This is a genomic window from Marinobacter bohaiensis, from assembly GCF_003258515.1.
Lineage (GTDB): Bacteria > Pseudomonadota > Gammaproteobacteria > Pseudomonadales > Oleiphilaceae > Marinobacter_A > Marinobacter_A bohaiensis.
In genome coordinates this window covers 1,020,627-1,037,280 of the sequence record NZ_QGEH01000001.1, presented here as the reverse complement: position 1 = coordinate 1,037,280, position 16,654 = coordinate 1,020,627, and the positions used below count along the sequence as shown (strand labels likewise).

General features: G+C 50.6%; 17 protein-coding genes. 5 read left to right on the top strand and 12 right to left on the bottom strand.

What is annotated here, in order from left to right:
- Positions 1 to 122: 122 nt before the first annotated feature.
- Positions 123 to 1,913 carry a DEAD/DEAH box helicase gene (locus DKK67_RS04605; RefSeq protein WP_111494839.1) on the bottom strand — a complete coding sequence of 597 codons (1,791 nt, stop codon included), beginning with the start codon at positions 1,911 to 1,913 and terminating at the stop codon, positions 123 to 125.
- A 409-nt stretch (positions 1,914 to 2,322) separates the two neighbouring features.
- Between DKK67_RS04605 and DKK67_RS04600 the strand changes: the two genes are divergently transcribed.
- Together DKK67_RS04600 and choX are read left to right on the top strand one after the other, a co-directional pair.
- The gene (locus DKK67_RS04600) at positions 2,323 to 3,150 is read left to right on the top strand and encodes a MipA/OmpV family protein (protein WP_111494837.1); all 828 of its coding nucleotides are present in this window, start codon (positions 2,323 to 2,325) and stop codon (positions 3,148 to 3,150) included.
- Positions 3,151 to 3,602: 452 nt separating this feature from the next.
- Positions 3,603 to 4,550 carry a choline ABC transporter substrate-binding protein gene (gene choX / locus DKK67_RS04595; protein ID WP_111494835.1) on the top strand — a complete coding sequence of 316 codons (948 nt, stop codon included), beginning with the start codon at positions 3,603 to 3,605 and terminating at the stop codon, positions 4,548 to 4,550.
- A gap of 142 nt (positions 4,551 to 4,692) precedes the next feature.
- Here choX and DKK67_RS04590 read toward each other — a convergent pair whose 3' ends face one another.
- On the bottom strand, positions 4,693 to 5,475 hold the full coding sequence (locus tag DKK67_RS04590; RefSeq protein WP_111494833.1) for a class II glutamine amidotransferase: 783 nt from the start codon (positions 5,473 to 5,475) through the stop codon (positions 4,693 to 4,695).
- Positions 5,476 to 5,824: 349 nt separating this feature from the next.
- Between DKK67_RS04590 and DKK67_RS21530 the strand changes: the two genes are divergently transcribed.
- The 3 genes from DKK67_RS21530 (at position 5,825) to DKK67_RS21525 (ending at position 8,502) form a co-directional block, all read left to right on the top strand.
- Complete coding sequence (locus DKK67_RS21530; RefSeq protein ID WP_162628743.1) at positions 5,825 to 6,472, top strand: hypothetical protein; 648 nt, start codon at positions 5,825 to 5,827, stop codon at positions 6,470 to 6,472.
- A 10-nt stretch (positions 6,473 to 6,482) separates the two neighbouring features.
- Positions 6,483 to 7,658 carry a helix-turn-helix domain-containing protein gene (locus tag DKK67_RS04585; RefSeq protein ID WP_162628742.1) on the top strand — a complete coding sequence of 392 codons (1,176 nt, stop codon included), beginning with the start codon at positions 6,483 to 6,485 and terminating at the stop codon, positions 7,656 to 7,658.
- A 166-nt stretch (positions 7,659 to 7,824) separates the two neighbouring features.
- Positions 7,825 to 8,502, top strand: coding sequence for a hypothetical protein (locus tag DKK67_RS21525; protein WP_162628741.1), 678 nt, complete (start codon positions 7,825 to 7,827; stop codon positions 8,500 to 8,502).
- A 66-nt stretch (positions 8,503 to 8,568) separates the two neighbouring features.
- On the opposite strand, the gene DKK67_RS04575 is transcribed toward DKK67_RS21525, so the two are convergent.
- The 10 genes from DKK67_RS04575 to DKK67_RS04540 form a co-directional block, all read right to left on the bottom strand.
- Positions 8,569 to 9,414, bottom strand: coding sequence for a transposase (locus DKK67_RS04575; RefSeq protein ID WP_111494827.1), 846 nt, complete (start codon positions 9,412 to 9,414; stop codon positions 8,569 to 8,571).
- A 211-nt stretch (positions 9,415 to 9,625) separates the two neighbouring features.
- Positions 9,626 to 10,072 (bottom strand): zinc ribbon domain-containing protein, encoded by a 447-nt coding sequence (locus DKK67_RS21520; RefSeq protein WP_162628740.1) that lies wholly within the window; start codon positions 10,070 to 10,072, stop codon positions 9,626 to 9,628.
- A 140-nt stretch (positions 10,073 to 10,212) separates the two neighbouring features.
- Positions 10,213 to 10,437: a hypothetical protein gene (locus DKK67_RS04570; RefSeq protein WP_111494824.1), complete on the bottom strand. Its 225-nt coding sequence runs from the start codon at positions 10,435 to 10,437 to the stop codon at positions 10,213 to 10,215.
- 260 nt (positions 10,438 to 10,697) lie between these two features.
- On the bottom strand, positions 10,698 to 11,009 hold the full coding sequence (locus DKK67_RS04565; RefSeq protein ID WP_228160512.1) for a transposase: 312 nt from the start codon (positions 11,007 to 11,009) through the stop codon (positions 10,698 to 10,700).
- Positions 11,010 to 11,225: 216 nt separating this feature from the next.
- Positions 11,226 to 12,812, bottom strand: a complete 1,587-nt coding sequence (locus DKK67_RS04560) for a hypothetical protein (RefSeq protein ID WP_111494822.1) — start codon at positions 12,810 to 12,812, stop codon at positions 11,226 to 11,228.
- A 10-nt stretch (positions 12,813 to 12,822) separates the two neighbouring features.
- Positions 12,823 to 13,122, bottom strand: a complete 300-nt coding sequence (locus DKK67_RS04555) for a hypothetical protein (protein ID WP_111494820.1) — start codon at positions 13,120 to 13,122, stop codon at positions 12,823 to 12,825.
- A 123-nt stretch (positions 13,123 to 13,245) separates the two neighbouring features.
- The gene (locus DKK67_RS04550) at positions 13,246 to 13,428 is read right to left on the bottom strand and encodes a hypothetical protein (protein ID WP_228160511.1); all 183 of its coding nucleotides are present in this window, start codon (positions 13,426 to 13,428) and stop codon (positions 13,246 to 13,248) included.
- A 149-nt stretch (positions 13,429 to 13,577) separates the two neighbouring features.
- Entirely contained in the window at positions 13,578 to 14,714 is a 1,137-nt protein-coding gene (locus DKK67_RS21515) for a hypothetical protein (protein ID WP_162628739.1), read from the bottom strand.
- Positions 14,715 to 14,719: 5 nt separating this feature from the next.
- On the bottom strand, positions 14,720 to 15,910 hold the full coding sequence (locus DKK67_RS04545) for a glycosyltransferase family protein (protein WP_111494818.1): 1,191 nt from the start codon (positions 15,908 to 15,910) through the stop codon (positions 14,720 to 14,722).
- A gap of 237 nt (positions 15,911 to 16,147) precedes the next feature.
- The gene (locus DKK67_RS04540; protein WP_111494816.1) at positions 16,148 to 16,648 is read right to left on the bottom strand and encodes a hypothetical protein; all 501 of its coding nucleotides are present in this window, start codon (positions 16,646 to 16,648) and stop codon (positions 16,148 to 16,150) included.
- Positions 16,649 to 16,654 lie beyond the last annotated feature (6 nt).

Sequence of the window (16,654 nt, the reverse complement as noted above, 5' to 3'; positions counted from 1 at the left end):
AACCTACATCATATACAAAGTAGGAAATTATTGTTTGGCGTAGGCAAGCAGCACCGGGGCCTCACAGGAATTCGCAACGACGTACCGCTTCCTTTTTTTGCAAACCGCACATTTTGCAAACCTCACACCTCATTCGCCTTACGATAATTCCCCTGATAATCAAAGATCCGCTCCTGCACCTGCCAGTAGTGCTTCTGCTGGCGGGCGATGACAAAATCCGGGGATGGCAGCAAGGCTTCGATATCCAGCACTTCATCAGCACGACGGAACACTTTCGGGGCCCGGCTATCGGCCAAACGACGCCCGAACAGTTTGTTGAAAACGTGGCGCTGGGGCGGCTTGCTGAAGTCGAACGATTCGCTGAGTTCTTCCCCATCTTCACCGTGGTAGGTGATCTTCAGTTTGCCCTCGCTCTTGCCGTTCTGGGCGCTCAGCGTGATCCCGGCGCAGCGGATCACCATGGCGTCCTTAAGCTTCAGGGCATCCCGCAGCTGATCGTCCGGATCGATGATGGCTTTCTGGCACTGCCCACAGCGACGGGCCGCAATGTCGTTCTCGCCGGCGCAGTGGGGGCACTCCTTGAACCGGAAACGGTAATCGCACTGTTGCGGGCGTGTGTCCAACGCTGCAGCGTCATCCCCGTCCGCGGCCCCAAGCAGGCCCTGACAGCGGCGGCCGTAGTGCTCGATCACATGGCCGTCACCGTCTGTCTTGCCCCAGAAGATGTTGGCGAAACCACAGCCCGGGCAGAACACCTGCACCGGCTCGCTGTCGGGGTTCCGTTTCGGCTCCCCCACCTCCGGGTGATGCAGGTTCACGTGGTTGCCGGCGTAATCGATCACCAGACAATCCTGCTTGCCTTCATCCAGACGCAGCCCACGGCCCACGATCTGCTGATACAAGCTGACGGACTGGGTCGGGCGCAGGATGGCGATGAAGTCCACGTGAGGCGCATCAAACCCGGTGGTGAGCACGGACACGTTCACCAGGTACTTCAACTCCCGCTGCTTGAAGCGCTGGATCAGCGATGCCCGTTCGGTCAGATCGGTGGCGCCGGTCACCAGGGCGGTTTCGCTTTCCGGCAGGTAGCCGGTGATCTCCCGCGCGTGATCCACGGTGGCCGCGAAGATCATGACGCCCTGGCGATCCCCGGCCAGCTCCATCACCTGCTCGATAATGGCCCGGGTCACGCGTTGATGCTTGCTCAGCAGCTGGTTGACGTCCTTCTCGGCGTACTCGCCAAAACGGTCTTGCGGCAGCGCGGAGAAATCGTATTGCGCCACCGCCGCGTTCACCAGCTCGGGCTTGGTGAGGTACCCCCGATTGATCATGTAGCGCAGCGGCAGTTCGTAGATGCAGTGCTGGAAGGGCTTGTCCTGCCCATCGAGGCTGCCACGGACAAAGCCCCGGTAGTGATAGCGATAGATCCAGCCCATGGCCAGACGATAGGGTGTGGCGGTCAGCCCGAGCACTTTGAGGGCATCATTCTGCTGCCGCAGCAGTTCGACGATCCGTTGATACTGGCTGGTGTCGTCCCCGCTGACCCGATGGCACTCATCGATGATGACCAGCGAATACGCATCCCGGAACTGATCCAGGTTCGCCGCCACGGACTGCACGCTGGCAAAGGTCACCTGATGCCGGCTTTCCTTGCGCTTCAGCCCGGCCGCGAAGATACCGCCCGTTAACCCATAGCTCTCGTATTTGGCGTGATTCTGCTCCACCAGCTCCTTGACGTGGGTCAGCACCAGAATCTTGCGCCGGGCCAGACGGGCCAGCTCGGCGATGACCAGACTCTTCCCCGCTCCGGTCGGCAGCACGATCACAGCCGACTCGTCGGATCGGCGGAAGTGCCGCAGGGTGGCATCGACCGCTTCCTGTTGGTAGGGACGCAGTTTGAAGGGAGCGTTCATGCTTCAGGGTTTGATCGTTTTGGGAATGAGGGGGCAGTCATACTAGCAAATGTTGTTGCCGTTGCCTGCGAGCCAGGATAAAGCGGACGATCGTACCGCCAGCCCCAATACCAGCCGGGCTCCCGCTTCGGCACTGATCTATCGCCTTCCGAACCGCGTGATGGTTATGTTTTCGGCGATCTGGTGGCGTTCTCGTTTTTTTTCAGTGGACGGGGTGACCTGTCCCCAATCATCGAACCGTTTACTGCTTAGTGGACTTCTGGATTTCCCCGCGAGGCGTGCCCACTCGACTGGGAGAAGTCCACTGCGGCGTCAGATCTGGTCAAAAAACAGGCACCTCAATACCCTCAAACTAATTAGAAAAGCTATACTTATTGGTGCGACTTCGCCTCTATCGGAGGGCACCCCAATGAAGTTACCCAATGCTCTTTGGTTAACCGTGCCCCTATTGGCATTTTCCTATACAAACAACGTATTGGCTGACGAGAGCCGATCGGTGTTGGTCCCTCTTCCTTCCCTGGACGACTTTACAGACGGTGATGGCTGGGGTATCGGATTGGGCGTCGGCGTTGAATATGAATCTGAGTATGAAGGTTCCGACGACTTCGATTTTGAATTCGACCCTGCGGGTGCGCTGCAGTGGCGTAGGGGCAATCACATCTACTACTTTGCGGGAGAAGCCATTGGTTGGCGTGGGCTCGTGTCCGACCCCTGGTTGCTGGAGGCATCGCTGGGATTTGACGAAGGACGGCAGGAATCCGACTCGGACGACGGGGATTTAGATGGGTTCGGAGACCAGGATGACGGAGCCGAAGTCGTACTGCAGGTCCGTCGTGATCTCAGCGGTGAGTGGCGCGATTGGATAGACGGCCGTCTGATATTCGGCCCAAACGGAAATCGAGCCTTGATCGGATACGGTCATCGATTCGGAACACAGACGGACGGAACCGGCTCGGAAATTGGTATTGTCGCGGTGTTTCAGGACAGTGACCAGGCCAACAGTGATTTTGGCGTTGATACAACCCAATCGGCCGCCTCGGGTCTCCCCCCTACCGATCTTGATAGCGGATTCCGATCGATCGGCGTCAACTACAACTACCGATACAACTTTACCGAGCATTGGCAACTGTTCGGCGAAGTACTCTACGAGCACTACGGCGACGATATCGCGGATAGCCCAGTGTCTCGAAACAACTATGAGGCTGAGGTCGGTATCGGTCTGATTTACGTTTTCTAATTGAGAAAACCGGTACATCTTTATTTTTCGCCCGTTGCGTGTAGACACCGCTCAACGGGCGCATGTCTTTTGAGAGAGCATCAAACAGTCGGCGAGACATACCCAGCCAAAGATCTCTCAAACCTCATCAAGGCACGATAACCAGGCGTGCCAGTCATCTTCTGATGCGTAATCCTCTCCGGCGACTTTCCCAAGACGTTGCGTGATACAACGCCCCGGCACACGCCAGTCGCGGCGGCCTCGCCCTTCCCTGACTATTCCCTTTGCGCCTTCCGAGGTTCTGGTATGAGACGGGAACAACGGCGCTGATCAGGTCACCAGAGCAAGGCCGGGCAAAACGCAAAACCTCGTGTATTGACGACGCTGCTAATTTCAACATGGCTCCGCTTTGGGTAAACTCTCGCCTCAAATTTCCATTGATTGAACGTTCATTCAACGAGTGCGGGTGCGGCATGCGATCTCTATTCTTCCTGGCGATTTTTGCGTCGGTTATGGCTGGGCATAAGGCCTATGCAGCCGAAGCGTGTAACCAAATACAATTCGGCATTGTCGATTGGACCGATGTAAAGGCGACCACCGCTGTGGCGTCTGAACTGTTGAAGGCGCTTGACTACGACGTGGATATTTCCGATCACTCCGTCGTGGATACGTACGACGCTCTGGCGAACGGCGATATCGACGTCTTCCTGGGCAACTGGATGCCCAGTATGGCCCCCATAGCGGATCCGCTGATCGAAGACCAGAAGGTAGCCCGGCTGGGCCCCAACCTCGAAGGCGCAAAATACACGCTGGCGGTACCGCAATCGGTCTATGACGCCGGGGTCAAAAACTTCTCCGATATCGCCAAGTTTGCTGACAAGTTTGAAGACCGCATATACGGGATTGAAAAAGGCAACGACGGCAACAAGCTGATTCTCGACATGATCGATACCAACGCCTTTGGTTTGGGCCAGTTCGATCTGGTTGAAACATCGGAACGCATCATGCTGGCTCAGGTGAATGGCAAAATCCGCGATAACAAGTGGATCGTCTTCCTGGCCTGGGCGCCTCACCCCATGAACGAGCGATTTGATATCGCCTACCTGGACGGTGGCGACGACTATTTTGGCCCCAACCAGGGCGGTGCAACGGTTTACACCAACACCCGCGCCGGATTCTCCGAAGAATGCACGAACGTCGCGCAACTTCTGGACAACCTGCAGTTCTCACTGTCGATGGAAGGACAGGTGATGGACATGATCCTGAACGAGTTTGTTCCTCAGGACCGGGCCGCTCGCTACTGGATGCACCGACATCCGGATGCCGTGGCGACCTGGCTGAACGGAGTCACCTACCGGGACGGCAGCCCCGTCGATCCCAAAGTCATAGCCCAATCCATGAAACTGACCATGGATAACTAGGTTATCCGGTAAGCCGGAATAGGCAGCTCGGTGGTGTGTTGACGGGTAAGCTCGGCTGTTGCGGGCTTGCCGGTTCAATCGCCACCGGACACAACCGCGGACACATAACCGGTTCTCCCGGGCATTCTTTTCAGGCCTTCTCTCAGTTGGGGCCTGCGCTTCCCTGCATGATGACTTCGCCCTGGCGCCAGAGGCGCCACTCACCGGGCTGGTAGATGTCCCAGATCTCATCCGTGGTCAGGGGTTCGGTCACAATCACACTGACCACGTCGTCAGGGGTGGTTTCCGACTCGAAATCGACAATGACATCGGCGTCTTTCAGTCGCGCGGGGCCAAAGGGCGCGCGGCGGGTGATGCTCGCCATCTTGGTGCTGCAGTAGGTAAAGAGCCAGTCCCCGTTGCTGAGCAGGAGGTTGAACACCCCCTGACGGGCATAACCACGGGCCAGTTCCACCAGCCGGCCGACAATCACCTCGGTGGCGGTGTCGCGGTCACAGTCGCGCCGCAGATCATTCAGAATATCGCAGAACAGCGCCTCACTGTCGGTGCTGCCAACCGGCTCGTAGTAACCCGGCGCCGGTCGGAAGCCCGTAATCTGGCCATTATGGGCACAGACCCAGTACCGCCCCCAGAGTTCGCGGATAAACGGGTGCGTGTTGGCCAGACAGATCTCCCCCACATTGGCCTGCCGGATGTGGCAAATGGCCACCTCACTCTTGATCGGGCTGGTCTGGACCACCTCAGCGATGCGGGAATTGGCACTGGCATCGACATCGTGGAAAGCCCGAACGCCCTTGCCCTCGTAGAAGGCGACACCCCAGCCGTCCTTATGGGGACCGGTGGCCCCGCCACGACGGGTCAGGCCGGTGAAACTGAAACACAGATCGGTGGGGGTATTGGCGCTCATGGCCAGCAGTTCGCACATGGCTCGACGTCGTCCCTGGCGGGGAATGGTTGATGCCTCAAGGGTACCGGATTTAGCGGGTCCGGCCAGCCGGAATTTGCGCGGGCGGCGAGCCATTCGGAACAGGGATTAGGCGTCACGCCTTTCGGCTGGCCCCTGAGCAATACCAGAGGAGGCAGGGACTTGGACGCGAGCTACGAAAAATAAATCTGTCCCGGTTTTCTTCTCCGTTTGCCTTTAGTTTCTCTGCCCCCACTGATCCCGCGACTTGCTTCGACTCGCGAGCAAGTTAAGAAATCCACCTCCCCTACTTCCTTAAGTTAAAAAATCCATGATAAAATCCGAATAAGGAAAATTAATAGGGGTTTTCATGACCGAGCTTCAAGAGCGGCTGCTCAAATATATCGCGTTTCACTTGGATCGAGAGTTGTTACTTGCCGTGGAAGACTCTGTGTTGTCGGCATATAAGGCTGCTCACGAAGACACGGAGCGCAGGATTAAGCACACGCCAAAATCTCGTTACAGATCTCAAGTTCGTCGTTACCTTATTGATGAAGCTCTGGCTGCACTGGGAAGCCGATACCGGTCTCAAGTGCATGCAACAGAACCCAGAGGTGAGCATTACATTTTGCTTTGTTCTGGCAATATCACGCTTTCTCACATTGAATTGCATGCGTCTTCGAAGCCCCGAGCAGCGAAGCATCGTAAACTGATTAGCTTGAGAAATGCGGTTTTAGAGCCTCAGAATTTTGATTTTTGGAAGCCGTCGCCACCGGATTTGGAAGACTCCCTACACGTTGTCGCTACGGTGATTCACCCTAACCCCAAGGATAGCGCTCAACAACGGCCAGCCCTATTGAGCCTTACCGTGCCTTTTACTGATTGGTCAGGCAATCATCTGGATGTTCCCCTGCAAGAGGTATATCCGTTCTTCGACATGGAAGAAGAGTCCAATCAAGTTGACACCGCCTGGCCAAGCCTTAAGATCGCCCTTCGCAAAGCTGAAGGTCGAGAGTAGGTTAGTCACCATGAGAGTAGGAGTTACGGAATTTCAACCACTTAGACTTGCTCAAATTAGAGAACATGCGGGAGTGACGAAAACCAATATCGCTAGTGCTCTTGGCGTGTCTCCTGCCACGTTGAGCAAATGGGAGTCTGGCCAACAATTACCTACGATTGAGAAGCTCCACGCACTGAGCCTTTTTTTCGGTGTTAAAGACCGCTTCTTTCTCAAGCCTCTACCTCGCTCGTCAGAAAAACAAGCGTTTTATCGCTCTATGGCGAACGCAACCAAGCTGGCCAGGCAGACTGCCAAAGTGAAATTGGATTGGGTGGCTGAGATCTCAAAATATCTAGAGACTTGGGTCGACTGGCCTCAATTGAAGCTTCCAAAGGTTCAATTCGAAAACTTTTTATCAATTAACAATCATGACATTGAAATTCTTGCTGCCGAAGCAAGAAATAAAATGGGGCTCGGTCGAGGTCCTATAAAAGATGTTCTTCTGGCCTTGGAAAGCTCAGGTATCCTCTGCGCAACTGATGAGCTTGGTTTTGCCAATATGGATGGTGTTTCTTTGTGGAGTGACCTGACCAATAGGCCCTACGTTTTTGTTGGAAGGGATAAAGCAAACCCGATAAGAAATCGCTTCGATGCAGCCCATGAACTTGGGCACGTGATTATGCATCAGAACGTCGACGCCTCAACTTTCAAAAAATATTATAAAGAAATTGAGCGCCAAGCAGACTATTTTGCGGGTGCTTTTCTCTTGCCAGCCGAAAGCTTTTCCTCCGATATTGGTATTCCTGCTTTGGATTCCTTCTTGACTATAAAGAGGCGTTGGAAAGTATCTGTTGCGGCAATGATTATGCGCAGTTACCAGCTTGGAATTATTGATGATTACGATAAGATGCGCTTGTTTAAAGGGCGTTCGGCACGGGGGTGGTCAAAAGGTGAGCCATTAGACTCTGATTTTACGTTTGAGTCACCAAAACTTTTGTCTCGCGCTTTCCAACTACTAAACGAAAATAACTTGGTCTCAAAGTCCGAGGCTCTTTACGAAATTGGGCTGCCTGCGAAAGAAGTTGAGTCACTGTCTGGACTGCCGCGCGGTTATTTTGCTATACCAGAAGCAGATAAAGGCGCCTCTCCAACAATTAAGCAGCCTGCACGAGCTAACGTCTATTCCATTTCATCATCTTCCTAGCTCTTAATACTCAGCGGTCTTTGAGGATCATTTCACACCTTTGGAGCTTGGTGAAGGGGCGCAGGCCTGGAGTTGGTTTACTCTGAACTTATTAATTCAGAAAACCAACCGACAAAAGCATCCAGAGTTACTATAGCTTCCAAAAAATCTACTGGTCATTGATACTGTGAGCGAATTGAAAAGATCTCTCCAGAACCACATTACCCAATTGGGTGCCATTGTTCTTGCCGCAATCTCAGCCTTCGCACCCGGTATGCCTGAGTGGTCGCCCACCGTCGCAGTGGCAGTGACGATAATTGCGGGATTATCGTTGCTATTAGCCGAAATAGCCCATATAAAAAGTTGGTTTCGAGCGCGATTTAACCCTCCAAAGCTCACTAACAATCAAGCTTTACAACTTCGGTCTTTCTTAAATGAAGCCTCAAATATCTTGAGCGACTCTTGTATCTACAGCCCCTTTTATGTTGCTCAGCGCGCATGCAGACAACCTGTTCCTTTCACCGCATTGGATCCTCTGCACGTACAGGCGATAAGAGCCTGGGTATTCAGCTTAAAGGACAAAATTGAACATGAAAAAATCAAGCCAATTTTGATTGTAGACTCGCTCTCCATAGCGATTAGTGAACTAACCAAAGCTGCAGAAAGGGCAGAGCATGACGTTCAATCGATCGTAGATTCTCGCGAAACCAGCGAACAAGACCGCAAACGACTCCAGAAAGAATGGGATACGTCTAAGCATCATTTCAACAGCTGGATTTCTCAGTTTCGAAGTCTTTTTAAAGAAATCAACCTCGAAACGAACGCAGGCTGCGTGGAGTATTTCAGAGCACTCGAGCTGATCTAGATCTACGCACATGCGCGGGGTCGGTCTCATGCGCGGGGTCACATGCGCGGGGTCACATGCGCGGGGTCAGGTCTTGCGTTTTGCCTCTCGGATAATTCGGCTGACGCGCGAGTAGTGAAGCCCAAAGAAATCACCTATGTCTTTCAGGCCGTACCCGCCACTTGCATACGCCAAACGGATAGCTTCGTTTCGGGACGACGCAGAGTCCACATAGAACTGTAGTGGTTTGGCCAAGGGGCGGTGCTGATTCATGGGGATTTCACTGAGACGTTCAGCCCCCTCAATTCGCCTCTGCATGTCATCAACGAATTGATCGCTCCCTAGATAGACCTGGTTCTTCAAGCTTTCCCAAGGAGACGGCTGGTTCTTGCCGTCAGCAACAAATTGCTCGTAACTCTCAACGGCTCTATCCCGCCGCTCAGCAAAGGCAGCTAGAATCCAATCAACATCGAGTGCCTTTAAATCCCGCTCATAACCCGCCGTCGCGCGGTAACTGCTCCAAGGCCATTCCACTGCCGATCGAACCATCGCAGCACGAACAGGGTTCAGCACGATATAGCGGCACAGCTCCAACAGGTAGCTGTCCTTCTCAACCAGAATCGCTTTATAACGCCCCTGGAAAACGTGCCCTACCCGGCCATGGTGCCGATTGAAAACCTGCGTATAGACGCCGTTCAGTTGGCGCATGCCTTTCGATAGATTGCCTTCCGGCGTTTCGATCAGCAGGTGGTAGTGATTGCCCATCAAACAATAGGCGTGGCATACCCAGTTGAAGATCTCGCAAACCTCATCGAGGATCGACAACCAGGCGCGGCGGTCGTCGTCTGATTCGTAAACCATCTCCCGCCGGTTTCCGCGAGACGTCACGTGATACAACGCGCCGGCAAATTCCAGTCGCAAAGGTCTGGCCATTCCTTGGCTCCTTCCGTGGTTCTACTTTGGGCGAGAACAGACTGCGGTCATCACAACGAAATGGCAAGGCGGGGCAAAACGCAAGACCTGACCCCGCGTACGTACTTTGGCTCCTTCCGTGGTTCTACTTTGGGCGAGAACAGACTGCGGTCATCACAACGAAATGGCAAGGCGGGGCAAAACGCAAGACCTGACCCCGCGTACGTACTTGTTATCTTTTTAAATTTGCCAAAGCAAGCGAAATTCTATTTAAAGTTTCACAATATTTATCGATACCCCATTTCGCTTTCGTTAAAATAAATAAAAAAATCACAGAGACGACAAAGAGCGGCACATGATCATTCGCAAAAAGATATGTGCACGACAAGCCCAGAGCCGCAATCATTACGGAATAGAGCTTGCTAAACGTTCCCATAGATATAGCGTGAGAATCGGCGCAAAAAGCCCAATAAGAGGGAGAGGCTTCATCCCCGCTCTGTTCCGACAGAGCTTGGCCTATCTTATCTTTAAGCTTACGATCAAAATCCATGTCATCTTCTCGAATCTTAGAAAAACTCCTTGAACTTTCCCTCATCGAGGCGCAGAACACGGATACATTAAACTTCGCTTTCTTTGCCTGTCTTTCTACTTCAAAAATACCTGCTTGAATAGGATCCATAAAAATTCCATAACCATTCATTAAAGCAACCGCCCGACCACTCTTTAATAAATATGTGCTCTAATCCATTAATTACTATAAATCCCGTTTTCTACGCCCGTAATCTAAGGAGGGAGGCAATGCCTCCCTCCCCGTAAACACTACATGCCCATACTGGGGCCCGGCGTAGGTGGTTCAAAATCTTCGCCTAGCTCTTCGAGTCGTCTCAACGCATCATCATATGAAAGACCCGACTCGACCACCCGACCGCTAGGGTCAACGATCACATAAGACACGCCAATAGCGTTACCCTCTTCATCCAACTCAGTAATCTTTACAACCGCATAACCGCCCTTCTCCTGAACGATTTTCTTCGTACTGCTCATTGCCTTCTCCTGCAAATGGACGTCGTAAGGGAATCGTGCCCGATCGACATCGGGTTTTCTGTAATCTTCTGATTTAAATACGTTTCCAATAAGTTAACTTGGGCGGAAAGGCAAGCTCACAGCTTCTGATCTAACCACTCCGCACGAGTCATTATGCCGCTCAAGGGAACATATACGCAGGTTTCATCCAAGGCGTTTGAATTCAGCGCGATGTAGCAATAACAACTGATCAGATAGCTTTCCACATCCACCAGACTGCCCTAGTGCCGGCCTTCCCACAACGTGCCTGATCGACGATAAGTGCGGTTGATATAGCGGACGTACAAGCTGCCCACATGCTGCATCAGCCGGGAGAGGCTGTCGGGCTGGTGGGGCGTGAATAGCAGATGAACGTGGTTGGTCATCAGGCAATAGGCATGGAGATCGGCGCCATACCGTTTCATGCCTTCGGCGATCAGGTGTTGGTAGTAGCGGAAATCCTCATCCGCAAAGAAACAGGCATCCCGATTGTGGCCACGCTGGACAACGTGCACGGGAACGCCGGGGAGATACGTCCGTGTCTTCCTGGGCATTGCGACATCCGTGTTTTGATCCACTTTGAAGCCAAATCCTTTGGCTTCGCGGATTCTAGCGCACTGTGGATTGGGCGTCAGAGTTGGTCAATAACTATGCGCTCCGACTCCATTAATGAAACACATTAATAATGCGGGCTTGCTATTGCCTATTGACCCCGGCTGGCTAATGGGTGACCCCTTTAACTCTGACGCCGTCGTCTCTTAATTACTGCCTCAGGGCGGTGACAGAGTGAGCCTGATTGGCAAGATTACCTCTGCAGACCTACTCATAGCCCGCACATCGGGGAAATCGGAGAAGTAACCAGTGACCACGTCCGCTGCCGTCGTCACGTCACGAGTTCGAAACAAGTGGGTCACCAGCTCACCCTCCAACTGCTCGAGAGTGTTTTGGCTGTGCCAAAGAGCTTCCTGCCCCGCCAGTCGATACAGTACCAGCGTGAACCTGCGAAACCAGTACTCCAGATAGTGTTCCGGAATTTTTTTCTGGCTGGAAATGTCTTCGATCTTGTCGAGATAGAACAGTGGATTGCTGGAAGAGTTTTTCTTACCGTACCAGTATGCTTTTGTCCGAACTGGATTTTCCGCTTCACTAAGACAAGCGATGACGGCGGCCAGCCGTTCGAGGTTAGTTAAGGCTGGTGATCCATTCTCAGCCTGAGCAAGGTTAGCCAGCCCTGATGACATTTTGACGACCCGGGCAAGTCTTGCTGAATGGTAGATAGCCTGCTCAAGAGTCATTTTCGACACGTTATAGCCCAGCAGGTGACTCAACATCTCCGCAAAATTCTGAGAATCCCCTGACTGCATGGCTTCGAGCACCATCAGCACGTTATCGCTCGATCGTCCCTCTAACGCTGGGACGCCTGCCTTTTCCGAGGCTAGAAAACGATTGAGGAAGTCCTTGCCGAGAAGGCGGAGCTCGACTTCTCGAAGTGTCAGGCCAATGTACAAATCAATATCAAGTCGATTGGACCTCTCGTCTTCGCTTGGTGGATGCTCCGGTTTAAGTGCTTCACGGACATCCTCTTCACTAATGAAGCTGAGATCAGCATCCGGCTTAGATGCAAGCACTGAGATCGCCAGTGAGGATGCGCACGAACTGCCGGCGAAACGATCGGAGACCTCCCCCATCGCTGGCAAGATGGTGTTAATCTCCTCTTTACTCATACCGAAAGTTAGGCTTTGCTTCAGGTCAGAGTACAGAGCCACACCTGTTTTCGCCGAATCATCAGTCCAGTCCAGCGGGAAGGCATCGCGCAGTTCCAGATTAAAGTTGTTCGACTTTTGGGGGATCGCAAACCGGCTAAAAATCTTCGGCTCCCAATTGCGATAGCGATAGAGGGTGCTCAACGCTTTGATGGCATACGAACGAGCCACTCGGTCAGCTGGTGTCCCATCGTCCTTGCTGGTGTAGGATCTGTATTTTCGTCCCGTTAGATCCAGCACCTTTTTCTTGAGATCCTTGAGAACATCTTCGATACCTACGATGCCAGCGCCATCTCTCAATGTTTCCAAGTATTCAATCAGGCGTCGTTCGCTGAGCGCATTTTCGTCGATCACGTCTTGGTTGCCCAGCTCATATGGTGAGACAAAAACGATCTTCCTTGCGTCGTCATCGAGTAGCATGTGAACAATGAACTCTGCGGTACCCCTGCACGGAGCTCCGACCCATCGTCTTTTAAGGGTCCGGAACTCAATCTCTCCCTCGCCCAATAAGGCCTCGGCACTCAGTGGATCGGTTGAGTGCTTGAGGGCTGATCTCAGAGCAGCAACCTCGCATTCATTGAGGGTGTTATTCATGGTTCCATCCTTACGCTAGCAGCGGGCTTGGGATTGCCCCCTCAGTTGTCCCCTCATTTCGAGAAAGCTCTTCACTGAGCCCTTTGTACTCGGCGGCTTTTTCAGACAGAGACATGATTTCTTTATGCCGTAAGGCGGCCAGGGTCACAGCCTCACCATATCCTACGCCACTGGAGTCTCGTTCACGTCTGGCCATTGCGTTAATCACCGCTTCGTCGCCGTGTAACCCTGTCGCCTTAGCAATGTAGTAGACCGCACTGGTCGATCGGAGTGCCTTATCAGCGCATTGGGTTGTGAGTCGGATAGTCATGGTCATCTCCTCAGTGGATGGGGGTTACACCAACGATACGGTAGAAGCCAGCTAGGATCAGGGGGAGCAAATTTAATGGCCGATTTCGGTCGAGCCCGGGGGGGCAGATTGAACTAACCCCTATCATTGGTTGGTCACCAGGCAATAGGCATGGAGCTCGGCACCATACCGTTTCATGCCTTCGGCGAGCAGGTGTTGGTAGTAGCGAAAATCCTCATCCGCAAAGAAACAGGCATCCCGGTTGTGTCCACGCTGGACAACGTGCACCGGAACGCCGGGGAGATACATCCGTGTCTTCCTGGGCATTGCAACGTCCGTGTTCTGATCCGCTTTGAAGCCAATTCCTTTGGCTTCGGGGAGTCTAACGCACTGGAGCCAAGGCGTCAGAGTTGATCAATAAATATGCGCTCTGACCCCATTAATCACGCCGCTCTCTCATCATTATCCTTTTGGTCCTAATCGCTAAGTATCGCTTTAAATCTCTCACTTCTGAAAACTTGCAAGACCACCTCCTTAATTAGTGGTTCTCCGAACTCGCAGACAAATCTTTCATCCCCCATCGAAAATGCAAACTCACTAATTTTATTATGTGCAATGGAGCATCTAATCCGATATACCCAATAGGCCAAAATATTTATTATTTTATCCCTGGGATCTGTCGAATTTGAAAATATTTCATTAATTTTTTCTTCGGAAAAGGTACCTAGCTCAATGAATTCAACGACACGACCCCACGCGTGAGCATGAGATTTTTTGCTTAAAGGATTCCCCTCTTTATCATTATTTTGAAAAACTTCGAAGATCAGTTGCCGATGAGAATTTACATCAAGACCATTTATTATCTCTATCGATCCACTCAAATCTTCGACATAATCTTTTAAAATTTGACAAAGAATGTCTAGCTCTTTTCTTGCGAGCGACTTAATTATATCTCGATAGCCATCTAAAGTAGAGTCATCAAGTTTTTTTATTTTCCTAACAAACACAAAATCAAATATCATCTCAATCTGATGATAATACTTAAGAAACCTATCGAAAGAATTGCTAGACATTAATGCCAAATTCAGATGATCTAAACTTCTGTCTTTTGGAATTTTGACGCCAGAGATTGCTTGAACTCTCGGAATACCTTGTTTTTTAAAAGGAGTTAAATTTTCAATATGACTAAAACCACCCCAGATGGGCGCACTGAAATAATAATCCGAAAAATATTTGTCCTTGAAATCCTTGCTCAAGGACAAATAGCTTCTTGAAAATCGATAAGTATCACCTATTTCAAAGTTCAAACCAAGTTTTATATTTTCAAATATCCACGACAAAACTCTCGATTCCGTCATGCTAGAAATATCGCCAGTTATACCTTGAACTGGACAAAGAACCCCCAATACAGATTGTTCTTCGTCAATAACTTCGACGTCCTCTGAAGAATCGTAGGATGCATCCAGCGCATATATTGGAATAATATAGTTACCACAGACCAGCGTACCCTTTTCATCTTCCTGTACTATGATATCTTCAGACCCAAAATCTGTATTTCGAATAATAAATTCTTTTACTTCATCAGGTAAAATAAAATTCTCTAATTCAGGCATTTAAACTACTCCGCCGCCTGAGGCCAACAATCATTTAGACTCAATGCCCCTTCTTCCCTAAAGAACTCTTTGAAGCCATTTGCAATTAATCTACGAGTTGCATATCCAACATTTTGTTTTCTTGGATTGAGTCCAGATTTCACCTTGGTGTAACTAAACATTCCAAGGGGATCTTCATTAGCTACTTTGGAGATTTCTAAAAGCGAGTCCAGCGCCCGGTTTACTCGATCCCTACGATCTAAATTAATATATTGAGCAACTGCACTAAAAAACGATTGCATGGTATTTTCAGATCCAAGCCAACCCGCAGATTCCTCGAGAATTGCCAACTTTCCGTCTCGCTTGATGTCTTCTTCTGTCACATTCTCGCTGCTTAGATCGAGCCTCTGTCTTTCGAGCTTTGACGAGGAGTACACCTCCCAACATATCTGATCCAGTTCATAAAATTTGTTCAGGTAAAAAATAAAGTCGCCAAACTTTTGATTCAATTCTTCCTCAGAAGAATCGAATGCATCTTCGTCAATTAGCTTCTGAGCCACCATATTTTCTTTATCGTTCTCCGGCGACGCAGTAATGAAAGATTGGTAAGATGAAGCAATATTGTTTAACGAGTATTTTGAAGGCTGGGTTCTTCTTTTGGCATCTTTTTCGCGAATCAACTCTATGCCTTTTACTTGACTTTCAATTGTTTCCTTTAGCGACATAAACAACAACTCGACTTGATGGCGCATCGACATTGCCTTCTGACCTGAATTGAGAACAATCATTCTATATATCAGCTTACTTATATCTGACTCTAACCAAAACTCAAGTAATAATTCCTGCCCTTCTTTAAATTCACTCTCTTCACTCTTTATATCTGACAATATATATGTTCTTTGGAGCCCGTCCAGAATGTCGACTGTTCCGCTCTTATTTAGCTTTTCTGAAAGTGCCTCCCAATCGTCTCGAACTGAGATAATATCGCTGACGAGATGCGGCTTCACCGCGAGGGTAATAGATGGCAGCAAAGCTCCCTCAAGAATGTCGGCCTTAAGTCGTCTATACGCCTTGTGGCTCTCACGCCGCCTTTGTATAGTAAACTCACCAAAATTGTTTCCAACGATTTTTAAATATTGATCGGGCGAAGCCTGACAATATATAATCTCCGCTCCGCTCTTTAGATCTTTTGCTTTCCCGATTACTTTAAAAGACATACTTATAACCTTTATTAATTTGTTAATATTGCTTATATTGCCAGAAAATAATACCGCCCAACAAACAGCATCCTGAAATCGTCAAGCCATTAATCGCCACCGCACCTAAACAAGCTAACGTAAAACAAGCATAATATATTAAAACTCGATTCAATATTAATAATACATAATATTTACTAAATAAAACATTTTAAATTGGACTGAATGAAACCAATATCTGCAATAACGGGGACAGATTTATTTCACTGACTTGAGCTCCTCGTACGCCCCACACAACTCCCGCTTCTCCCGCAAAACCTCAGGCTCCCGATTCCCCATAGCCGCCACCGTAGCCGCATTACAAGCCTGCCTCGCCTTCGCCAGCTCAGTCTCTTCCGTACTAGCACTCACGCGCGCAACCGTCGGTCTAAACGACACCGATGCATTGCAATACATCGTCCGAAACTTCCCATGCTTCCAGTTCTGCTGCGGCGCTTTGGAAAGTTCGGAACAAAGCTCGCCAAAGAGTTCTTTCGCCTTCAGCGTGCATTCAGAAAACGCTTGCAGGTTATGACTGACATTGCCGCAAACGCTCTTTTCCCGAATGCGCCAGAGTTGGTGCTGAAACGCCACTTCGACGCCCTCGTATTGAATCTCGACCGGCGTAATCTGGGTGCCGTACCGTTCAGCAAAATGCTCCTGAACATTGGTCTGTACCGTATTCAGGTAAGCGGTAAACAAATAAGAAACTGGATCCAATTCTCG